This is a genomic window from Bacillus cereus group sp. BcHK124, from assembly GCF_027712065.1.
GTDB lineage: Bacteria > Bacillota > Bacilli > Bacillales > Bacillaceae_G > Bacillus_A > Bacillus_A pacificus.
Window position 1 is genome coordinate 424844 of the sequence record NZ_JAQFPJ010000001.1, and the last position, 18431, is coordinate 443274.

The window sequence follows — 18431 nt, forward strand, 5'->3', positions numbered from 1 at the left end:
GCAAGGCTAATAATTAGTAGGGGATGAAGAACCCCCCACTAATGAAATTTTTATACTGCTAGTTAATGCTGGGTAGATAATATACATATCGTATATGAAGTTACTGAACATTATATAAGTGGAGGCTGAAGTATATGAAGGGGGTTATTTTAGCTGGAGGAAAAGGACGACGCCTTAGACCATTAACATGTAATACTCCAAAGCCGATGTTGCCATTATTAGAAAAGCCAGTTTTAGAATACAACATTGAATTATTGCGTCAGCATGGTATACGTGAGATTGCAATTACTGTTCAGTATATGAGTACGGCTATTAAGCAATATTTTGGTGACGGTAGCAAATGGGGCGTTAACTTGTACTACTTTGAAGACTCTCCACCGCTTGGAACTGCAGGGAGTATTAAACAAGCGGAAAAATTTTTGGATGAACCGTTTGTTGTCATAAGTGGGGATGCGTTAACTGATTTTCAATTATCAGAAGGAATTACGTTTCATGAACAAAAGAAAAGAATGGTAACTATGTTTGTAAAGGAAGTAGAAAATCCACTCTCATTTGGTTTAGTTGTAATGAACAAAGAACAAGAGGTTACACGATACATAGAAAAACCGAGTTGGAATGAAGTAGTCTCTAATATTGTGAATACAGGTATATATATTATGGAGCCAGAAATTTTTTCTTACATACCGCCCCGAGAATTTTTTGATTTTAGTCAAGATGTGTTTCCGTTATTGGCAAATAAGAACGCATTATTTGCATATTTGTCAGAAGGTTATTGGTTAGATATCGGTACATTTGATCAATATCGACAAGCACAATTTGATTTGTTAACGAAAAAATTGCAAGTACCTATTCCATATACGGAAGTATTACCGATGGTATGGATGGGAGAAGGGGTAACGATTGGAAAAGGAACGAAAATTCACGGTCCTTCTTTTATTGGTGAAGGAGCAAGAATTGGTGCTGGATCTGTAATTGAGCCATACTCTATTATCGGGAAAAATAGTGTTGTTTCAAGTTATTCTCATCTTCAAAAGAGTATTATTTTTGCAAATGCGCACATTGGGAAATATTGTGAGTTACTAGAAACGACAATAGGAGAACATACAATGGTGGAAGATGACGTTACATTGTTTCAAAAAAGCATTGTAGCGGACCATTGTCATATAGGGAAAAGTACGGTAATTAAGCAAAAGGGAAAACTATGGCCATATAAGGCGATTGATAGTCATTCGGTAGTCGGATCGGCTGGTGTTCAAGAAAGTGAGAAGAGTGCAGGATGGTTGCAAAAAAGCCGAATTGTAGGAAGAGGTAATGTGGAGATTACGCCTCAATTTATTGTAAAGGTTGCGATGGCGTACGGATCTCTTTTCACAAAAGGGGAAAGTATATTAATCGGGAGTCAAGAACATATAGAAACGACTTCTTATAAAAATCTTTTTCTTCATGCAATTCATGGTATTGGGATTCATACGATGGAATGCAAAGAAATGAACGAATCACTTTTTCAGTACAGCATTCAAGATTTGCAATGTGCGGGTGGGGTTTTCATTCAAGCGGAAAAAGAAAAAGAGATTGTTATAAAGTTGTATGGTAAGGATGGGGCACAGTTAACGTATAAGCAGCAAAAAGCGATAGAACAAGTGTATATGTCTGAGTCGTTTTATTACGTATGTGAGAAGGAAATGGGGCGGAATAAGCTAGTACACGTTTCTTTACATAATTATATAGAGGCTGTATTAGAGCGTATTGATATTGAGAAAATAAAAAAACAGAAGTTTCATCTTCTTATTAATAAGAGAAATGATATGTTACAACATTTGCTTATGCTCTTTTTGCAAAGGCTCGGATGCACAGTTACGTGGATTTATGCGGGCGAACAAAAGGATCATGTGAAAGCTTTGATGAAATCAAGTAAAGCAAATATGGCGCTTATGTTTTCAGAGCAAGGAAATTATTTCGAGTTATATGATAATCATAGTAATATTTACCAAGGGACGGATTTTGAAGAGATTGATATTCCAGATTTATTACTGGAATCGGCAGGAAATATTTACCCAATGTCTTTGAAATTAGGAGAATGTTATCTTCTATTTTATACGCAGGATGAAAAAAAATCGTTTCAAGCGAGATGGAAGCGAGATATTTTATATCGAATTGGAAAATTATTCGAGTTAATAGCATTGCAGGGAAAAACCTTTCTCAGCATAGTAGAGCAATCACCGCCGCTTTATTTACTTTGTGATGAAGTTGTATGTTCATGGAATGAAAAAGGGAAAGTGATGAGGAAATTATTGGCTGATATCGAAAGGAAGGAAGAAGGCATATTTGAAGGAGTACAGTTCAAATATACCGAAAAAGAGTGGTCTTATATCGTTTCTGACACAAAACAACCGAAATTTTTAGTGTATTCACATGCTAGAAACCCAGTAATAGCAAGGGAAAACATGAAAAATCTTATAGAAAAAATTAGACAATATCAAAAGGTGTAGAATTTTTATTTTAAAAGTGGTATTATAGTATAGTCTGATTTAAGTTATTAGTACTGGAGGGAAATAAGAATGCGTGTGAATATTACTCTAGCATGTACAGAATGCGGAGATCGTAACTATATCTCAAAGAAAAACAAACGTAACAACGCTGAGCGTATCGAGCTTAAAAAGTATTGCAAGCGTGACAAGAAGTCTACGTTACACCGTGAAACAAAGTAAGCAGTAGGAATATTTTCCTACTGTTTCTTTTTTTATTCGATTCCTCTCTTAAAAGTGATACACTATCATCGTAGAGCAAAGTATCACTGTGAGGGGGGAAATGTGTGAGAGAAGAGAAACTACGTTTACGTAAACAAATAATAGAGCACATGAATTCTTTATCAAAAGAACGGTATATAACTTTATCAGAGCAAATAGCATTTTCGTTGTATGAGCAAAAAGAGTGGGCTGAAGCTAAAACAATTGGAATCACTCTCTCAATGGAAAATGAAGTGAATACATATCCTATTATCGAAAAAGCTTGGGAAGAAGGAAAGAAAGTTGTCGTTCCGAAGTGTAATAAAGAAGCAAGAACAATGTCCTTTAGGAAAATTAGCAATTTTGATCAGTTAGAAACAGTGTATATGAATTTACGTGAGCCAATTCCAGCGCTTACGGAAGAAGTGAATGCAGATGAAATTGACCTTCAAATTGTACCAGGTGTAGCTTATACAGAGCGAGGAGAACGGATTGGATATGGTGGTGGCTATTATGATCGTTATCTCATGCATTATAAAGGGAAAACGCTATCATTAGCTTATAGTTTTCAAATGGTAGACCATATTCCAATAGAGCCGTTTGATAAAAATGTAGAAAAAATTATTACAGAAAAAGGAACAATGGTTAAAAATGGGCTTGTATAGACAAATAAAAATTGACGAGACTTTTTCTTCTTGATTATAATAAAATATGTGAACGTTTTCTTATTATAATTTTTTATAGTAAGTGAGCATAGAGGGTGATGAAATGGTATCTATATATGATATTCAGCAATTGCTAAAGAAATTTGGTACGATTATTTATACGGGAGATCGAATTGCAGATTTACAATTAATGCAAGATGAATTGCGTGAATTAAATCAATCACAGCTAATCGATCCACAAGACTATCAAACAGCTTTATTTTTATTGAAGCAAGAAATTCAAAAAGAGCTAAATAAGAATTAGATAAAGGTAGGTAAGCAACATGGAAGAGAAATGGTTAGTTGGTGTTGACCTTGGTGGTACAACGATTAAATTAGCATTTATTAATGTATACGGTGAAATTTTACATAAGTGGGAAATCCCTACGAATACAAATGAGCAAGGAAAACATATTACACTTGATGTAGCGAAAGCTATTGATAAAAAGTTAGAAGAGTTAGGCGAATTAAAAAGTAAGTTAATCGGTATTGGTATGGGAGCTCCTGGCCCTGTACACGTGGCGTCTGGAATGATTTATGAAGCGGTTAACTTAGGATGGAAGAACTATCCGTTAAAAGATTTATTAGAAGTAGAAACAGGATTACCTGTTGTGATTGATAATGATGCGAACTTAGCAGCGCTTGGTGAAATGTGGAAAGGTGCTGGTGAAGGAGCAAAAGATTTAATTTGTATGACGCTTGGCACTGGTGTTGGCGGCGGTGTAATTGCCAATGGAGAGATTGTACACGGCGTAAGCGGTGCTGCTGGTGAAATCGGACATATTACAGTCGTTACAGAGAATGCTTTCCCATGTAATTGTGGGAAGTCTGGTTGCCTAGAAACTGTAGCATCTGCAACAGGTATTGTGCGTGTTGCTATGCAAAAAATACAAGAGACTGATAAAGAAAGTATTCTACGTTCTATGTTAGCAGAAGAAGGACGTATCACATCAAAAGACGTATTTGAAGCACATGGACAAGGTGATGAACTAGCAGGCGAAGTAGTAGAAAAGGTAGCTTCTTATTTAGGATTAGCTGTAGCGAACCTTTCTAGCACGTTGAACCCAGAGAAAATCGTTATTGGCGGAGGTGTTTCTAAAGCTGGAGATGCACTTTTAGAACCAATTCAACGCTATTTTGAGCAATATGCTTTCTCACGTGCTGTAAAGAGCACGAAGTTAGCTATTGCAACACTTGGTAATGATGCAGGTGTTATCGGAGGAGCTTGGCTTGTAAAAAAGCACAAATACGAAGCGAAGATGATATAAGTTGTGAAGTATGAAAAGAGGAAGGGGAAACCCTTCCTCTTTTTGTGCGAAATCTTGATGAAGACGAGCATGTAAATGAATTAAGCTGCTGGTGGGTACCCGTTATATAGAACAGTCATGATTGTAAACCATCCGAAAACGAGTACAGTTGCAATTGCAAAGCCGCCCGCGAGAAAATTCTTTTCGCGAAGTGTTCTAAGCGTAGCAAATACAGCTAACAGAGTGACAAGCGTAAAAATAATAACAAGGCCCATACAATATCCTCCTCTGTCTACCCATTCCTTAATATGAGTTTTTGGAATATTTACTCTTTTATATTGTACATGTTTTAAAAATGATTGTCGAGATAGCATCCTTTCTTTTCCTAAGAGAAAAAAATGTTGTATCATTGAAAGTAAGTTTAATAATTGGAGGAGATTTTCATATGAAATGGATACAAATGCCGTTAGGCCCATTACAAACAAATGCTTATATTTTAACGAATGAGCAAAATGAGTGTATTATCTTTGATCCTGGTCACGAAGGAGAGAAGCTCGTTACATATTTACAAGAAGAACAATTAAAGCCATTGGCTGTTTTATTAACACATGCTCACTTTGATCATATTGGTGCTGTTGATGCGGTAAGAGACGCTTTTCATATTCCTGTGTACGTACATAAAGAAGAAGCAGATTGGTTAGGCGATGCAACTGTAAATGGTTCTCAAATCTTTATGATGAATCGCAGCATTACAGCAAAACCAGCAGATCATATTATTGATGCAGAAGGTGCATTAGCAATTGGTTCATTTAACTTTGAAATTTTTGAGACACCAGGACATTCTCCAGGCAGTATTTCTTATTACTGTAAAGAGGCGAATGCTGTATTTTCTGGAGATGTATTGTTCCAAATGAGTATTGGAAGAACAGATTTACCTGGTGGAAGTTTTGCAGAATTGATTGGAAGTATTGAAGAGAAATTATTTGTATTACCTGATGAAACAGCGGTGCTATGTGGACATGGTCCAGAAACAAGCATTGGTTTTGAAAAAGAAAATAATCCATTTTTACAGTAAGGAGCTAGTGTGAAGATGGAGCTCATTTTAAAAGAATGGATGGAAAAAGAAAAGGATTATTCAATTTCATACAGTACATATATGAGCCTCGCATTATACGCAGAGGAACATGGATATTATATGAAAGAACGTGAAAAAATAGGAAGACAAGGGGACTTTTTTACAAGTAGCAACGTATCCTCTGTGTTTGCAAAAACCTTTGCTAAGTTTTTTATTCGTCTTGTTGAAAATGGTGAAGTTGTTCCACATATTTGTGAGATTGGTGGGGGGACAGGAAGGTTTGCCTATGATGTTTTACAAGAATGGAAGCAATTATCACCGGAAACCTTTATTGATTTAAACTATTCGATAATTGAAATGAGCCCTTTTCATAGAAAATTGCAGCAAAAAACTCTTTGTTCGTTTTCTAATGTGTCATATTATACGTCGCATAGTGAAATGGGAGAATCGTTCGAGGGGATTCTTTTTTCGAATGAGTTATTTGATGCATTTCCTGTTGAAGTAATTGAGAAGAGAAATGGAATATTGTATGAAGTACGTGTTACGTACACAGAGGAAGGGAAACTTGCAGAAGTATGTAGGCCGTTACATAAAAGAATTGGTCGATACTTATTGAAATATAATATTCATCTTGCTGAAGGCCAGCGTTTTGAAGTGCCGATTGCGATGGAAGAATATATAAAAGAAATTGCGAAATGGTTTCAACGAGGTGTATGTATTACAGTTGATTATGGATATACAAAAGAAGAATGGATGCATCCTGCACATCAAGAAGGGAGTTTACGAGGATATTACGAGCATAAGTTAATTCGTAATCCTTTAGCGTATCCAGGTGAAATGGATCTTACTACTCATATTCATTGGGACGAACTGAAAGAAATGTTTAGCCTGCAAGGTATGAATATGGTATGGCATAAGAAACAATCTGAGTTTTTGTTAGCAGCAGGAATACTAGAGCTGCTTACGAATCATCAAGATAGGGATCCTTTTTCTGAAATTCAAAAACAAAATCGTGCAGTTCATTCTATGATTTTGAGTGGAGGATTAGGGAGTGCATGTGATGTTGTTATACATACGAAACATATGCAACGGTTACACTTGGATCGGTATTTGAAAATATAAAAAAACAAGACACAGCATAGTTCTGTGTCTTGTTTTTTAATACGACTTATGTAGCATCATATATTTCCTCTCATGATATATATTTATATTAAAGATATGAGATGAAAAATATAAAATACGTCCTTTTTCTCTGTCTATGAGTCCCTAACCCAATAATACGCGAACGAGTTGAATAATTGTCTCGTTTTCTACTTTGTAATAAATCTCCAATCCTTTTCTTTCACTTGAAACGATTTTAGCACTTTTTAACTTTGCTAAATGCTGTGAAATTGTAGATTGTGGCATGTTTAAGCCAGTGTACATTGTAGAAACGTTGCTTGGACCACGTTCAATTAATCCTTTTACAATACATAAGCGAACAGGATGAGCAAGTACTTTCAATAATTCTGCATTGCTTTCATATAGTTCTATTTCTTTTTGAAAGGTTTCTAACATGTTCTTTTCCACCTCCGTGTGAGCTGTTATACCATATTATACATACCAAAAAATTAAAGAAAAGGAAACAGTTGTTGCAGAAAAACATTCCTAAAGTAAAGAAATTGTAAGAAAAGAGACCCTGATGTAAATAAAGTAGATAATTTAGCACGGTTTTGTAAAATGACATTTTTGGGTGAAAATTTCGATGCGTTTTAAAAATTGAAAGATATAGATATATTTGTAACACAATTTTATCATGATTTTCTTATTCTTTCAAATGAATATACAAAATTTTTAAAATAATATGACAAAGGAATTATAATGTTATATATAGAATATAAAACAGGTTAAAAGAAAAGAAGCTGAATGTAGTCAGCTTCTTTATGGTGAAAATGAAATGTTTGAATATAGCTGATAAATCTTAGAATTACCAAGACGTTAGTTATGTATTCTAGATTTCATCTTTCATCAATTTTAAAAATCTGTGGTTCCATATATTTTCATAAAAATCAATTGTCTCTTTTGCGGACATAAATGGATTATTTAACGTAGAGGTTGCTTTCTGGAACATGAAGTTTTCGTACCCTAGTCCATGGGCAAATTTAATCGTGGTATCCATACAGTACTCTGTTTGGGCACCACAAAATTCAATACGATGTACAGATAATTGATCTAAAATCTCTTTCAAGTTTGTGTTATAAAAAGAATTGGCATGTGTTTTTCTTACAAAAAAATCTTGTTTTTGAACATCTAAATCTGAATGAATAGCCCAAAGTTCTTTTTCAGGTACTAAATCATCATCACAATGTTGAACGAAAAGAATTGGTTTATTTGATTTTCTGTATGAAGAAATTCTTTTATTTACTTTTGTAAGTAAATTTTGTAAATTAAATAAATGCTCCTCACTATAACATACTCCATTTTGTAAATCGATAACGATTAAAACATCTGCACATGTATCCATTATTTTTGCCCCTTTTTTACTTCTTAATATATCAATTAACTCATTGCTTGGAAATAGATAGTGATCTGTCATTTTTTATGGATTATACGAAGGGTTGACAAATATACTTATCAGCGTAAAAAAGAAGATATGATAACTTAATTTCATATCTTCTCTGCTCTCTATGCATTTACAGGTTCTTCTACATAAGAAAGGGCATTTTCAAAATCGGATATTAAATCGTCAACATTTTCAAGACCGACGGATAGCCGAAGTAATGAATTTGAAATCCCTCTTTCATCACGAGCTTCTTGCGATAGTGCTGCATGTGACATTTTAGCTGGGTAGGAAAGGATCGATTCGACAGCCCCTAAACTAACCGCAAAGACAGGTAATTTTACTTTTGATAAAAATTGGCGGAGTGCGTCTTCTGATTGTAAAGTGAAAGATAGGACAGCTCCTGCTGATGTAGCTTGAGATTGTTGAATGTTAAATCCAAGATGTGTTTGTAATCCTGGATAATAGACATTTTGAACTTTAGCGTGCTCTTGTAAATAGTGTGCAATTTTATTGGCATTAGCAGCTGAATGCTCAAGACGTACATGCAATGTTTTTAGACCACGAAGTACGAGAGAACAATCTTGCGGGCCTAGAATAGCGCCGAATGAATTTTGTAAAAAGCCAAGTTTTTGAGCGAGATCGGCATCTTTTACAACTGCTAATCCGGCAGTAACATCACTATGACCGGCAATGAATTTTGTGGCACTATGAAGAACGATATCAGCGCCAAGGTCAAGTGGTTTCTGGAATAGTGGTGTCAAAAATGTATTATCAACAAAAGTAAGGGCGCCAATAGATTTTGCAAGTTTAGAAACAGCACGAATATCTGTCACTTTTAAAAGTGGATTGGAAGGTGTTTCTACATAAAAGAGTTTTGTATTTGGCTTAATGTTTTGTTTTATTTCTTCTAAATTGGTCATATCAACAAATGTATGTGAAACACCGTAACGGGAGAGAACTTCAGTTATCATTCGATAAGTCCCTCCGTATACGTCTTCTGAAATGAGTACGTGATCACCTTGTGAAAGGAGGAGGAATGCAGTAGAAATCGCTGCAATTCCTGATGCGAAGGCAAATCCTTTTGTTCCGCCTTCTAATAAAGCAATGATGTCTTCAAGAGCTTCACGAGTTGGATTTCCTGACCTGCTATAGTCATATTTCCCAAACGTATCTACATCAAATTGGTGAAATGTTGATGTGTTATAGATGGGAACGTTAACAGCTCCTGTTTGCGAGTCATGTTTATATTGGTTGTGCAGTAAGAGTGTATCTATAGAATAACTCATATTCTTACACCTTCTTTTACAAGTTTAACGGCTTGCTGTAAGTCTTGAATTAAATCGTTACTATTTTCAATACCAACGGAAAATCGAAGAAGACGATTACATACACCGTTTGCTGTTCTAATTTCTTCAGGAATATCAGCGTGTGTTTGCGTTGCTGGATATGTCATTAAACTTTCAACACCACCGAGACTTTCGGCAAATGTAATTAAGGATAAAGATTGTAAGAATGGATTAATCCATGTTTCATCTTTCAGACGAAATGAGATCATGCCGCCTCTTCCAGGATAAAATACATCTGTCACCCCATCCTCATCATTTAAATAAGCAACAACTGCTTTTGCATTTTCTTCATGTTGTCTCATGCGAAGCGCTAACGTTTTCATACCACGAATTAATAGCCATGAGTCAAATGGACTTAAGACGGCACCAGAGGCATTATGATAATGAGCGATTTCCTCACAAAGTTCCTTTCCTTTTGCAACGACAAGTCCGCTTAGTACATCGTTATGACCACCTAAATATTTCGTTGCACTATGAAGTACGATATCGGCACCTTCTGTTAATGGCTGCTGTATATAAGGTGTGTAGAATGTGTTGTCTACAATAAGAAGTAGTCCGTGTCTTTTCGCTACAGTTGCAACAGCGGCAATATCGGTAACTTGCATTAATGGATTAGTTGGAGTTTCTATGAAAATAGCCTTCGTTTTCGTTGTGATGGCTTGCTCAATTTGTTTAATAGATTGTGTATTTACGTATCTACATCGAACGTTCCACTTTTTTTCGTGCTCAGAAAATAATCGATAAGTGCCACCGTATAAATCTTCGGAAACAATAAGTTCGTCTCCAGAGTGGAATAGGGAAAGGACAAGAAGAACGGCTGCCATCCCTGAACTACAGGCATAACCTTGTTCGCCGCATTCTAAGTCTGCGATTGCCTGTTCTAATAGGCCGCGCGTTGGATTTCCAGTTCGTGAATAATCAAATCCAGTAGATTTACCAATTCCTTCGTGACGATAAGCAGTTGAAAAATAAACAGGTGGATTAACAGTTCCTGTTGTAGTTTCACTCCGGTTTCCGATTTGCGCTAATTTTGTTTCGATAGTTGACATGTGAAAATTCCTCCTTTTTAAATTGAACCATTAGTTGAATATAAAATAAAAAAAGCCTTCTAAGAAGAAGGCTTTCGGTTTGAATAGAGTCTTCTTCTCATCTGTCAAATCTTTCACAATTTGCTGGAATTAGCACCTTATTAACAAATGTTAATGGTTGCTGAGGCGTCATAGGGCCAGTCCCTCTACCTCTCTAGATAAGAATGTTCGTATGAAATTTTATTATGTTTTTAACTTTACAACAAAAGATAATTGAATTGCAACTTTATTTTAAATAATTTTTATTTTTCCGCAAGTGTCATTGACTTTTGTATTTGTGCGTGCTAAATTTATAAAAAAATTAACAAACATTGTTAAAAGGGGAACGCATTTCCTTTTAGCTACATAAATAAAATAATAAAGACAAACTCTTATTGAGAGCGGTGGAGGGAAAGGCCCTGTGAAACCCGGCAACCTTCAAACGAAATGTTTGAAACGGTGCTAATACCTGCAAAACGAATGTTTTGCATAATAAGAGGAGGATCGATTATGTCCCCCTCTTCAAAGTGAAGAGGGGGTTTTTATATTGATAGAAATGAGGGAGATTTGTGAAATTACTAGATTTATTATCAAAAGGAATTGTAATAGGTGATGGTGCGGTTGGGACGTTATTACATTCACATGGTTTACAAAGTAGTTTTGAAGAATTGAATATATCTGATCCAGATTTAATTATATCGATTCATAAGCAATATGTAGCGGCTGGGGCAGATGTGATTCAAACAAATACGTACGGAGCAAATGAAGCGAAATTACGTATGTATGGATTAGAAAATCAAGTTACTGAAATTAATAGAGCGGCAGTAAAACTGGCGAAAGCATCTGTTACAGACAGAAATGCAATTTTAGGCACAATTGGTGGTATGAAACATATCGGGGCGGTTACGACAACTGATATGGAGCGAGAATTTATGTTACTGGAACAGGCAAGTGCATTATTAGAAGAACAGGTAGATGGACTGCTATTAGAGACTTTTTATGATGAGTTTGAATTACTTCATGCTGTCCAGGTGTTACGAAAAGAAACAAATATTCCAATTGTAGCGCAATTGGCGTTACATGAGGCGGGTACGACTCAAAATGGAAATGATGTAAATGAAATATTAAAACAGCTTTTAGATTACGGTGCAAATGTTGTTGGATTGAACTGCCAACTAGGGCCACTTCATATGACGGAAGCTTTTAAAATGATATCGATTCCGAAAAATGGTTACTTGTCAGCATATCCAAATGCAGGTCTCCCAAATTATGTAGAGGGACGATACGTATATGAGGGAAGTCCAGCTTATTTTGAAGCGATGACACCGAAATTTATTGAGCAAGGTATTCGGTTATTGGGTGGTTGTTGTGGCACGACTCCAGAACATATTGAAAGTATGAAACGTGCTACTCTAAATGTTACGCCTGTAATAGAAAAGGATACGGTTCAAAGACCGAAAGTAGTTCATACACATGAGAAACGTTCAAAAGCTCATGTCACTTTAGCAGAGAAAGCAAAAAAACAAACGACAGTAGTAGTGGAATTAGATCCACCAAAAACGTTAGATACGCAGCGGTTTTTTGAAGGCGCAAGAGCATTGAAAAGAGCTGGAGCAGATGCTATTACTCTAGCAGATAATTCGTTAGCATCGCCCCGTATCTCGAATATGGCAATGGGAGCATTATTAACGAAGCATGATATTCCGGTATTGACGCACTTAACATGTAGAGACCATAACGTCATCGGACTACAATCTCATTTACTAGGATTATCAGCGTTAGGCATGGAAGAAGTGTTAGCTTTAACTGGAGATCCAGCACGCGTTGGTGATTTTCCAGGTGCCACTTCTGTATATGATTTGTCCTCTATCGAGCTCATTAAAATGATTAAAGAAATGAACGATGGGCGTTCCGTTTTAGGGAAATCCATTGGACCGGCAACAAGGTTTTCTGTGGGCGGTGCATTTAACCCGCATGTAAGACATTTAAAAGCAGCGGTTAAGCGAATGGAACGGAAAATAGATGCTGGAGCAGAATATTTCTTAACGCAGCCAATCTATGATATCGCGTTAATTGAAGAAGTGTATGAAGCGACAAAGCATTTAGAACAACCTATTTTTATTGGGATTATGCCATTAATAAGTAAACGGAATGCAGATTTTCTTCATTTTGAGGTGCCCGGTATTACTTTACCTGAAGCAGTAAGAGAGAGAATGGATGGACATGAAACGAAAGAGGCAGCAATTGAGGAAGGGATTCGTATTTCTCAAGAATTAATCGATGCGGCGATGAAATACTTTAACGGCATTTATCTTATTACACCATTTCTAAAATATGAAATTACAGAACATCTTGTTAAATATGTGAGAGAAAAGCAAGAAGTGAAAGAAGGTATTAATTGATGAAATGTATAGAAGAAAAATTACAAAATAACATCTTAATATTAGATGGTGCAATGGGAACGATGATCCAGCAAGAGGACTTAACTGCGGAAGATTTCGGAGGAGAGGAGTACGAAGGGTGTAATGAGTATTTAGTAGAAACAAGACCAGATGTTATTTTAAAGATTCATAAAGCTTATATTGAAGCTGGAGCGGATATTATTGAAACAAATACATTTGGGGCAACCAATATTGTACTAAGTGATTATGAGTTATCTCATTTAGACGAGGAGCTAAATGAGAAGGCAGCTCGTTTAGCGAAGCAAGCAGTCGAAGAAAGCGGGAAGGAAGTATATGTTGCGGGAGCAATGGGACCGACGACGAAAGCGATTAGTGTTACTGGTGGTGTAACGTTTGAAGAATTAATTGAAGCCTATACGCGGCAGGCAAGAGGATTGTTGAAAGGAGAAGTGGATGTATTACTCGTTGAGACGAGTCAAGATATGCGTAACGTGAAAGCTGCTTATATTGGAATTCAAGCGGCTTTTGATGAACTAAATACAATTGTACCTATCATGATTTCGGGAACGATTGAACCGATGGGAACGACTCTAGCTGGGCAAACAATTGAGGCTTTTTACTTATCGGTAGAACATATGAAGCCATTATCTGTTGGATTAAACTGTGCGACTGGTCCGGAGTTTATGAGAGACCATATTCGTTCTCTATCTGATTTATCGGAGTGTTACATTTCTTGTTATCCAAATGCAGGTCTTCCTGATGAAGATGGACATTATCATGAATCTCCATCCTCGCTTGCCGAGAAAGTGAAGCGATTTGCAGAAGAAGGATGGGTTAATATTATCGGTGGTTGTTGTGGTACAACACCAGAACATATAAAAGCAATGAAATCCGCATTAACGTCTCTTAAAACTCGTGAACAGCAAGAGAGAGCGGGACACGGGGTTAGTGGATTAGAGGCACTGCAATATGATGACTCTATGAGACCGTTATTTGTTGGTGAAAGAACAAATGTTATTGGATCACGTAAATTTAAACGATTAGTAGCAGAAGGGAAATTTGAAGAGGCTGCTGAAATCGCTAGAGCGCAAGTGAAGAAAAATGCTCATATTATTGATATTTGTATGGCAGACCCGGACCGCGATGAAATAGAAGATATGGAAAACTTCTTGGCAGAAGTTACAAAAGTGCTAAAAGTACCGATTATGATTGACTCAACAGATGAACATGTGATGGAGCGAGCTCTTACTTATATTCAAGGGAAAGCTGTTATTAATTCAATTAATTTAGAAGATGGAGAAGAGCGATTTAAAAAAGTGACACCGCTTCTTCGTAAATATGGTGCTGCAATTGTAGTTGGAACAATCGATGAAGATGGAATGGCAGTAAGTGCGGAAAGAAAACTAGAAATTGCGAAAAGAAGTTATGAGTTATTGACGACGAAATATGGTATACGCCCATCAGATATTATTTTTGATGCACTTGTATTTCCTGTAGGGACAGGTGATGAAGAGTATATTGGCTCGGCGGCTGCGACGATAGAAGGGATTCGCCTTATTAAAGAAGCATTACCAGAGTGTTTAACGATTTTAGGTGTAAGTAACATATCATTTGGTTTACCACCAGCTGGTCGCGAAGTGTTAAATTCCGTCTTTTTATATCATGCAACGAAAGCAGGGTTAGATTACGCGATTGTAAATACGGAAAAATTAGAGCGCTATGCGTCAATTCCTGATGAAGAAAAACGCCTTGCAGATGCATTGCTTTTTGAAACGACGCAAGAGACGTTAGAAAAATTTACAAACTTCTATCGCGTGGCAAAAAAGAAAGATGTTGTTGTCCAAGAAACATTAACTCTTGATGAAAGGCTCGCAAATTACATTGTAGAAGGTACGAAACAAGGTTTACACGAAGATTTAAGTCTCGCACTTACAGAAGGAAGAAAACCTTTGGATATTATTAATGGCCCACTTATGACAGGAATGGATGAGGTAGGACGATTATTTAATAATAATGAGCTTATCGTTGCTGAAGTATTGCAAAGTGCTGAAAGTATGAAAGCTGCTGTAAGTTATTTAGAGCCACATATGGAATCTAGCGATAGTGCGAAAAAAGGGAAAGTATTATTAGCAACTGTAAAAGGTGATGTGCATGATATTGGGAAAAATCTCGTTGAAATTATTTTAGCAAATAACGGATATGAGATTATTAATTTAGGAATTAATGTTCGCTCGGATCGAATTGTGCAAGAAGTACAAGAAAAGAAGCCTGATATTATAGGTCTTTCTGGTTTATTAGTAAAATCGGCTCAACAAATGGTAACGACTGCTGAAGATTTAAAAGCGGCGGATATTGATATTCCAATTGTTGTAGGGGGGGCAGCGTTAACGAGAAAGTTTACAGATAATCGCATTTCGCCATCTTATAAAGGGCTCGTATGTTATGCAAGTGATGCGATGACGGGGCTGGATATTATTAATAAGCTTCAAAAAGAAGAAGAGCGTGAGAAGATGAAGCAGGATAAAAAAGAACGTCATCTTCATATCGTAACAAAAGAAGAGAAGAAAGTAGAAATTCCAGCAGTAATTGAGCCATTACCGAAGGCTGAGGTTATCGTGCCGGATTCAACAAAACGAATTGTATTAAGAGATGTTCCTGTTTCACATCTCGCGCCATTTCTAAATAGACAAATGCTGCTTGGACATCACCTTGGCCTAAAGGGAAGTGTGAAGAAACTTTTGCGAGAGGGAGATAAAAGAGCGCATGAATTAAATGATTTAATAGATGAATTATTGCAGGAAGGACAATCTTGGTTAAAACCGAAAGCAGTGTATCAATTTTTCCCAGCGCAAAGCGACGGACAGAATATTGTAATATATGATCCAGAAGATCATACGCGTGTTATAGAACGTTTCACATTTCCAAGACAAGGAAAAGCACCATATCGTACTTTAGGTGATTATTTACGCCCAGTCGGAGATAAGATGGACTATGTTGCTTTCCTATCTGTTACGGTTGGAGAAGGTGTTCGTGACATTGCTGAAGAGTGGAAGGCGAAAGGTGATTATTTACGCAGTCATGCCATTCAATCGTTAGCGCTCGAACTAGCAGAAGGACTTGCTGAAAAGACACATATGCTTATTCGTGATCGTTGGGGTATTCCAGATTCACCAGAACTGACAATGGAAGAACGCTTCCGTACGAAATATAGAGGAATACGAGTGTCCTTCGGTTATCCAGCATGTCCAGAACTCGCAGATCAAGAAAAGCTATTTCGCTTAATTCATCCAGAGGAAATAGGTATTTCATTAACGGAAGGATTTATGATGGAGCCAGAAGCGTCTGTAACGGCTATGGTATTTTCTCACCCCGAGGCAAGATATTTTAGTGTATTATAGTCTAGAAGGGGGAGACGTATGAAAAAAATAGTCTTTACAGGTGGCGGTTCGGCAGGGCATGTAACACCTAATTTAGCCATCATTCCACATTTACAAGAACAGAATTGGGATATTTCTTATATTGGTTCTCATCAAGGAATTGAGAAAACGATTATAGAAAAGGAAGGCATTCCGTACTATAGTATTGCCAGCGGAAAGCTACGCCGTTATTTTGATTTGAAAAATATAAAAGATCCATTTCTTGTAATGAAGGGTGTTATGGATGCGTATGTAAGGATTCGAAAACTAAAACCGGATGTGATTTTTTCAAAAGGTGGTTTCGTATCTGTACCAGTCGTAATTGGAGGATGGCTAAATAGAGTCCCTGTTTTATTACATGAATCTGATATGACGCCAGGACTAGCAAACAAAATTGCGCTCCGTTTCGCTTCGAAAATATTTGTTACATTTGAAGAAGCTGCGAAACATTTACCGAAAGAAAAAGTAATTTATACAGGATCTCCTGTACGTGAAGAAGTACTAAAGGGAAATCGGGAAAAAGGTTTAGCATTTTTAGGTTTTTCACGTAAAAAGCCAGTTATTACAATTATGGGAGGAAGTTTGGGCGCAAAAAAAATTAATGAAACGGTTCGAGAAGCGTTACCAGAACTTCTGAAAAAATATCAAATTGTTCACCTTTGCGGAAAAGGTAATCTTGATGAAAGTTTACAAAATAAAGAAGGATATAGACAATTTGAATATGTACATGGAGAATTGCCAGACATATTAGCGATAACAGATTTTGTTATTTCACGTGCGGGCTCTAATGCCATTTTTGAGTTTTTAACATTGCAAAAGCCGATGGTTTTAATTCCACTATCGAAATTTGCAAGTCGTGGAGATCAAATACTAAATGCAGAGTCTTTTGAAAGACAAGGATATGCTTCCGTATTGTATGAAGAAGATGTGACTGTGAAATCTCTTATAAAGCATGTCGAAGAATTAAATCAAAATAATGAAATGTATAAAACAGCTCTAAAAAAATATAATGGAAAAGAAGCAATTCAAACAATCATTCAACATATTTCAGAGGCATGATGAAACAATCATGCCTCTTTTAATAGGGTGAAAGATTCCAAGAAACGGTGTTTTTATGTTACAATAGCAAATGGATTAGTAGGGAAATTCCAATTAAAGAAGCGTGAAAATACGAATGGATTAGGAGTGACTGTGTTGGAGCTAAGTCTCTATGAAAATACTGCACTTATTATATGCTTTGTGTTGTACGTTGGTAGTGTTATTGTTTATATTTCAAGGAAGTTTTCGCAAGAAAGAGAGCTTGAAAAATCAGAAATAACAGCTGAACTAGAAATGTTAGCTGATGAAAGTTATAAAAAACAAAAAATAAAAGAAGACCATGAGGCATCCCATCATTTAAACGCAAATAAGTTTTAAAGATGGGGATTTTTTTTGAAGTTATTCTTTATTATATTTATAGCAAATAACGCTAAAATGGAGTTTCCCCCTTATATAATGAAGGAGTGTATATAAATGAATTTTTATATCGCCTCAGGATTCCAAAATAAACATCTTGTATGTTCTATAGCAAATGAACTGAAACATGCAGGATGGCACCATACATATGATTGGACAAGAAATGAAAGAGCAGTGAATCAAGAACAATTAAGAGAAATTGGTCAGGCAGAAAAGAATGCTATTAAAGAAGCGGATGTATTTTTACTTATATTAGATGGTGGAAACGGCAGCCACACAGAGTTTGGAATGGCGATTGCGCTAGAGAAAAATATATATGTATATCATGAAGGAAACCTGCTCCAAACAACGTTCTATCATTTGCCAGAAATAAATATTTTTGAAGGAGATGCAGCAGAATTTGCATCTTATGTTATGAATCATGTGAAATAATAGTAACGATCTAAAAGGT

The 18431-nt window shown here is 36.3% G+C and carries 17 protein-coding genes and 2 riboswitches; of the genes, 12 read left to right on the top strand and 5 right to left on the bottom strand.

Annotation, left to right across the window (positions count from 1 at the left end; all coding sequences use genetic code 11):
• Positions 1-134 precede the first annotated feature (134 nt).
• The 5 genes from PDK19_RS02290 (at position 135) to glcK (ending at position 4698) form a co-directional block, all read left to right on the top strand.
• A complete protein-coding gene (locus PDK19_RS02290; protein WP_000679295.1) occupies positions 135-2489 on the top strand; it encodes a sugar phosphate nucleotidyltransferase in 2355 nt (784 codons plus the stop codon).
• A 69-nt stretch (positions 2490-2558) separates the two neighbouring features.
• The gene (rpmG, locus tag PDK19_RS02295) at positions 2559-2708 is read left to right on the top strand and encodes a 50S ribosomal protein L33 (protein WP_001265616.1); all 150 of its coding nucleotides are present in this window, start codon (positions 2559-2561) and stop codon (positions 2706-2708) included.
• A gap of 104 nt (positions 2709-2812) precedes the next feature.
• Positions 2813-3391, top strand: coding sequence for a 5-formyltetrahydrofolate cyclo-ligase (locus PDK19_RS02300; RefSeq protein WP_270706527.1), 579 nt, complete (start codon positions 2813-2815; stop codon positions 3389-3391).
• 103 nt (positions 3392-3494) lie between these two features.
• A complete protein-coding gene (locus tag PDK19_RS02305; RefSeq protein ID WP_000253699.1) occupies positions 3495-3695 on the top strand; it encodes a YqgQ family protein in 201 nt (66 codons plus the stop codon).
• Positions 3696-3714: 19 nt separating this feature from the next.
• A complete protein-coding gene (glcK, locus tag PDK19_RS02310) occupies positions 3715-4698 on the top strand; it encodes a glucokinase (RefSeq protein ID WP_000391706.1) in 984 nt (327 codons plus the stop codon).
• Between the two features lie 80 nt (positions 4699-4778).
• Here glcK and PDK19_RS02315 read toward each other — a convergent pair whose 3' ends face one another.
• Entirely contained in the window at positions 4779-4952 is a 174-nt protein-coding gene (locus tag PDK19_RS02315; protein WP_000524853.1) for a DUF2759 domain-containing protein, read from the bottom strand.
• Positions 4953-5122: 170 nt separating this feature from the next.
• On the opposite strand from PDK19_RS02315, the gene PDK19_RS02320 reads away from it, so the two are divergent.
• Together PDK19_RS02320 and PDK19_RS02325 are read left to right on the top strand one after the other, a co-directional pair.
• Positions 5123-5752, top strand: coding sequence for an MBL fold metallo-hydrolase (locus tag PDK19_RS02320; RefSeq protein ID WP_000871248.1), 630 nt, complete (start codon positions 5123-5125; stop codon positions 5750-5752).
• Positions 5753-5761: 9 nt separating this feature from the next.
• Positions 5762-6874, top strand: coding sequence for a class I SAM-dependent methyltransferase (locus PDK19_RS02325; RefSeq protein WP_049113848.1), 1113 nt, complete (start codon positions 5762-5764; stop codon positions 6872-6874).
• A gap of 144 nt (positions 6875-7018) precedes the next feature.
• On the opposite strand, the gene PDK19_RS02330 is transcribed toward PDK19_RS02325, so the two are convergent.
• From PDK19_RS02330 to metI, 4 genes are all read right to left on the bottom strand, one after another.
• Complete coding sequence (locus tag PDK19_RS02330) at positions 7019-7309, bottom strand: ArsR/SmtB family transcription factor (RefSeq protein WP_000894375.1); 291 nt, start codon at positions 7307-7309, stop codon at positions 7019-7021.
• 433 nt (positions 7310-7742) lie between these two features.
• Positions 7743-8255 (bottom strand): cysteine hydrolase family protein, encoded by a 513-nt coding sequence (locus tag PDK19_RS02335; protein ID WP_016718484.1) that lies wholly within the window; start codon positions 8253-8255, stop codon positions 7743-7745.
• Positions 8256-8416: 161 nt separating this feature from the next.
• The gene (gene metC, locus PDK19_RS02340; protein WP_270706529.1) at positions 8417-9580 is read right to left on the bottom strand and encodes a cystathionine beta-lyase; all 1164 of its coding nucleotides are present in this window, start codon (positions 9578-9580) and stop codon (positions 8417-8419) included.
• Complete coding sequence (gene metI / locus PDK19_RS02345; protein WP_014893512.1) at positions 9577-10689, bottom strand: cystathionine gamma-synthase/O-acetylhomoserine thiolyase; 1113 nt, start codon at positions 10687-10689, stop codon at positions 9577-9579. The genes metC and metI overlap by 4 nt, the downstream gene beginning before the upstream one ends.
• A gap of 94 nt (positions 10690-10783) precedes the next feature.
• Positions 10784-10893: riboswitch (SAM riboswitch) on the bottom strand.
• Positions 10894-11096: 203 nt separating this feature from the next.
• Positions 11097-11206, top strand: a riboswitch (SAM riboswitch).
• A 70-nt stretch (positions 11207-11276) separates the two neighbouring features.
• On the opposite strand from metI, the gene PDK19_RS02350 reads away from it, so the two are divergent.
• The 5 genes from PDK19_RS02350 (at position 11277) to PDK19_RS02370 (ending at position 18412) form a co-directional block, all read left to right on the top strand.
• Complete coding sequence (locus tag PDK19_RS02350; RefSeq protein ID WP_000770334.1) at positions 11277-13109, top strand: bifunctional homocysteine S-methyltransferase/methylenetetrahydrofolate reductase; 1833 nt, start codon at positions 11277-11279, stop codon at positions 13107-13109.
• Positions 13109-16507 (top strand): methionine synthase, encoded by a 3399-nt coding sequence (gene metH, locus PDK19_RS02355; RefSeq protein WP_000649695.1) that lies wholly within the window; start codon positions 13109-13111, stop codon positions 16505-16507. Before PDK19_RS02350 ends, metH begins: the two co-directional genes overlap by 1 nt.
• Positions 16508-16525: 18 nt before the next feature.
• Positions 16526-17584: an undecaprenyldiphospho-muramoylpentapeptide beta-N-acetylglucosaminyltransferase gene (gene murG / locus PDK19_RS02360; RefSeq protein WP_000724750.1), complete on the top strand. Its 1059-nt coding sequence runs from the start codon at positions 16526-16528 to the stop codon at positions 17582-17584.
• Between the two features lie 63 nt (positions 17585-17647).
• Positions 17648-17941: a DUF3966 domain-containing protein gene (locus PDK19_RS02365; RefSeq protein WP_046648288.1), complete on the top strand. Its 294-nt coding sequence runs from the start codon at positions 17648-17650 to the stop codon at positions 17939-17941.
• A 96-nt stretch (positions 17942-18037) separates the two neighbouring features.
• Entirely contained in the window at positions 18038-18412 is a 375-nt protein-coding gene (locus tag PDK19_RS02370) for a nucleoside 2-deoxyribosyltransferase (protein ID WP_242296090.1), read from the top strand.
• The last annotated feature ends 19 nt before the right edge of the window (positions 18413-18431 follow it).

What these genes read in the sequence shown, in the direction of transcription:
- metC (WP_270706529.1), bottom strand. Translation starts at nt 9,580, where the DNA reads ATGAGTTATTCTATAGATACACTCTTACTGCACAACCAATATAAACAT.
- PDK19_RS02290 (WP_000679295.1), top strand. Translation starts at nt 135, where the DNA reads ATGAAGGGGGTTATTTTAGCTGGAGGAAAAGGACGACGCCTTAGACCA.
- metH (WP_000649695.1), top strand. Translation starts at nt 13,109, where the DNA reads ATGAAATGTATAGAAGAAAAATTACAAAATAACATCTTAATATTAGAT.
- PDK19_RS02315 (WP_000524853.1), bottom strand. Translation starts at nt 4,952, where the DNA reads ATGGGCCTTGTTATTATTTTTACGCTTGTCACTCTGTTAGCTGTATTT.
- PDK19_RS02335 (WP_016718484.1), bottom strand. Translation starts at nt 8,255, where the DNA reads ATGGATACATGTGCAGATGTTTTAATCGTTATCGATTTACAAAATGGA.
- metI (WP_014893512.1), bottom strand. Translation starts at nt 10,689, where the DNA reads ATGTCAACTATCGAAACAAAATTAGCGCAAATCGGAAACCGGAGTGAA.
- PDK19_RS02330 (WP_000894375.1), bottom strand. Translation starts at nt 7,309, where the DNA reads ATGTTAGAAACCTTTCAAAAAGAAATAGAACTATATGAAAGCAATGCA.
- rpmG (WP_001265616.1), top strand. Translation starts at nt 2,559, where the DNA reads ATGCGTGTGAATATTACTCTAGCATGTACAGAATGCGGAGATCGTAAC.
- PDK19_RS02370 (WP_242296090.1), top strand. Translation starts at nt 18,038, where the DNA reads ATGAATTTTTATATCGCCTCAGGATTCCAAAATAAACATCTTGTATGT.
- glcK (WP_000391706.1), top strand. Translation starts at nt 3,715, where the DNA reads ATGGAAGAGAAATGGTTAGTTGGTGTTGACCTTGGTGGTACAACGATT.
- murG (WP_000724750.1), top strand. Translation starts at nt 16,526, where the DNA reads ATGAAAAAAATAGTCTTTACAGGTGGCGGTTCGGCAGGGCATGTAACA.
- PDK19_RS02305 (WP_000253699.1), top strand. Translation starts at nt 3,495, where the DNA reads ATGGTATCTATATATGATATTCAGCAATTGCTAAAGAAATTTGGTACG.
- PDK19_RS02320 (WP_000871248.1), top strand. Translation starts at nt 5,123, where the DNA reads ATGAAATGGATACAAATGCCGTTAGGCCCATTACAAACAAATGCTTAT.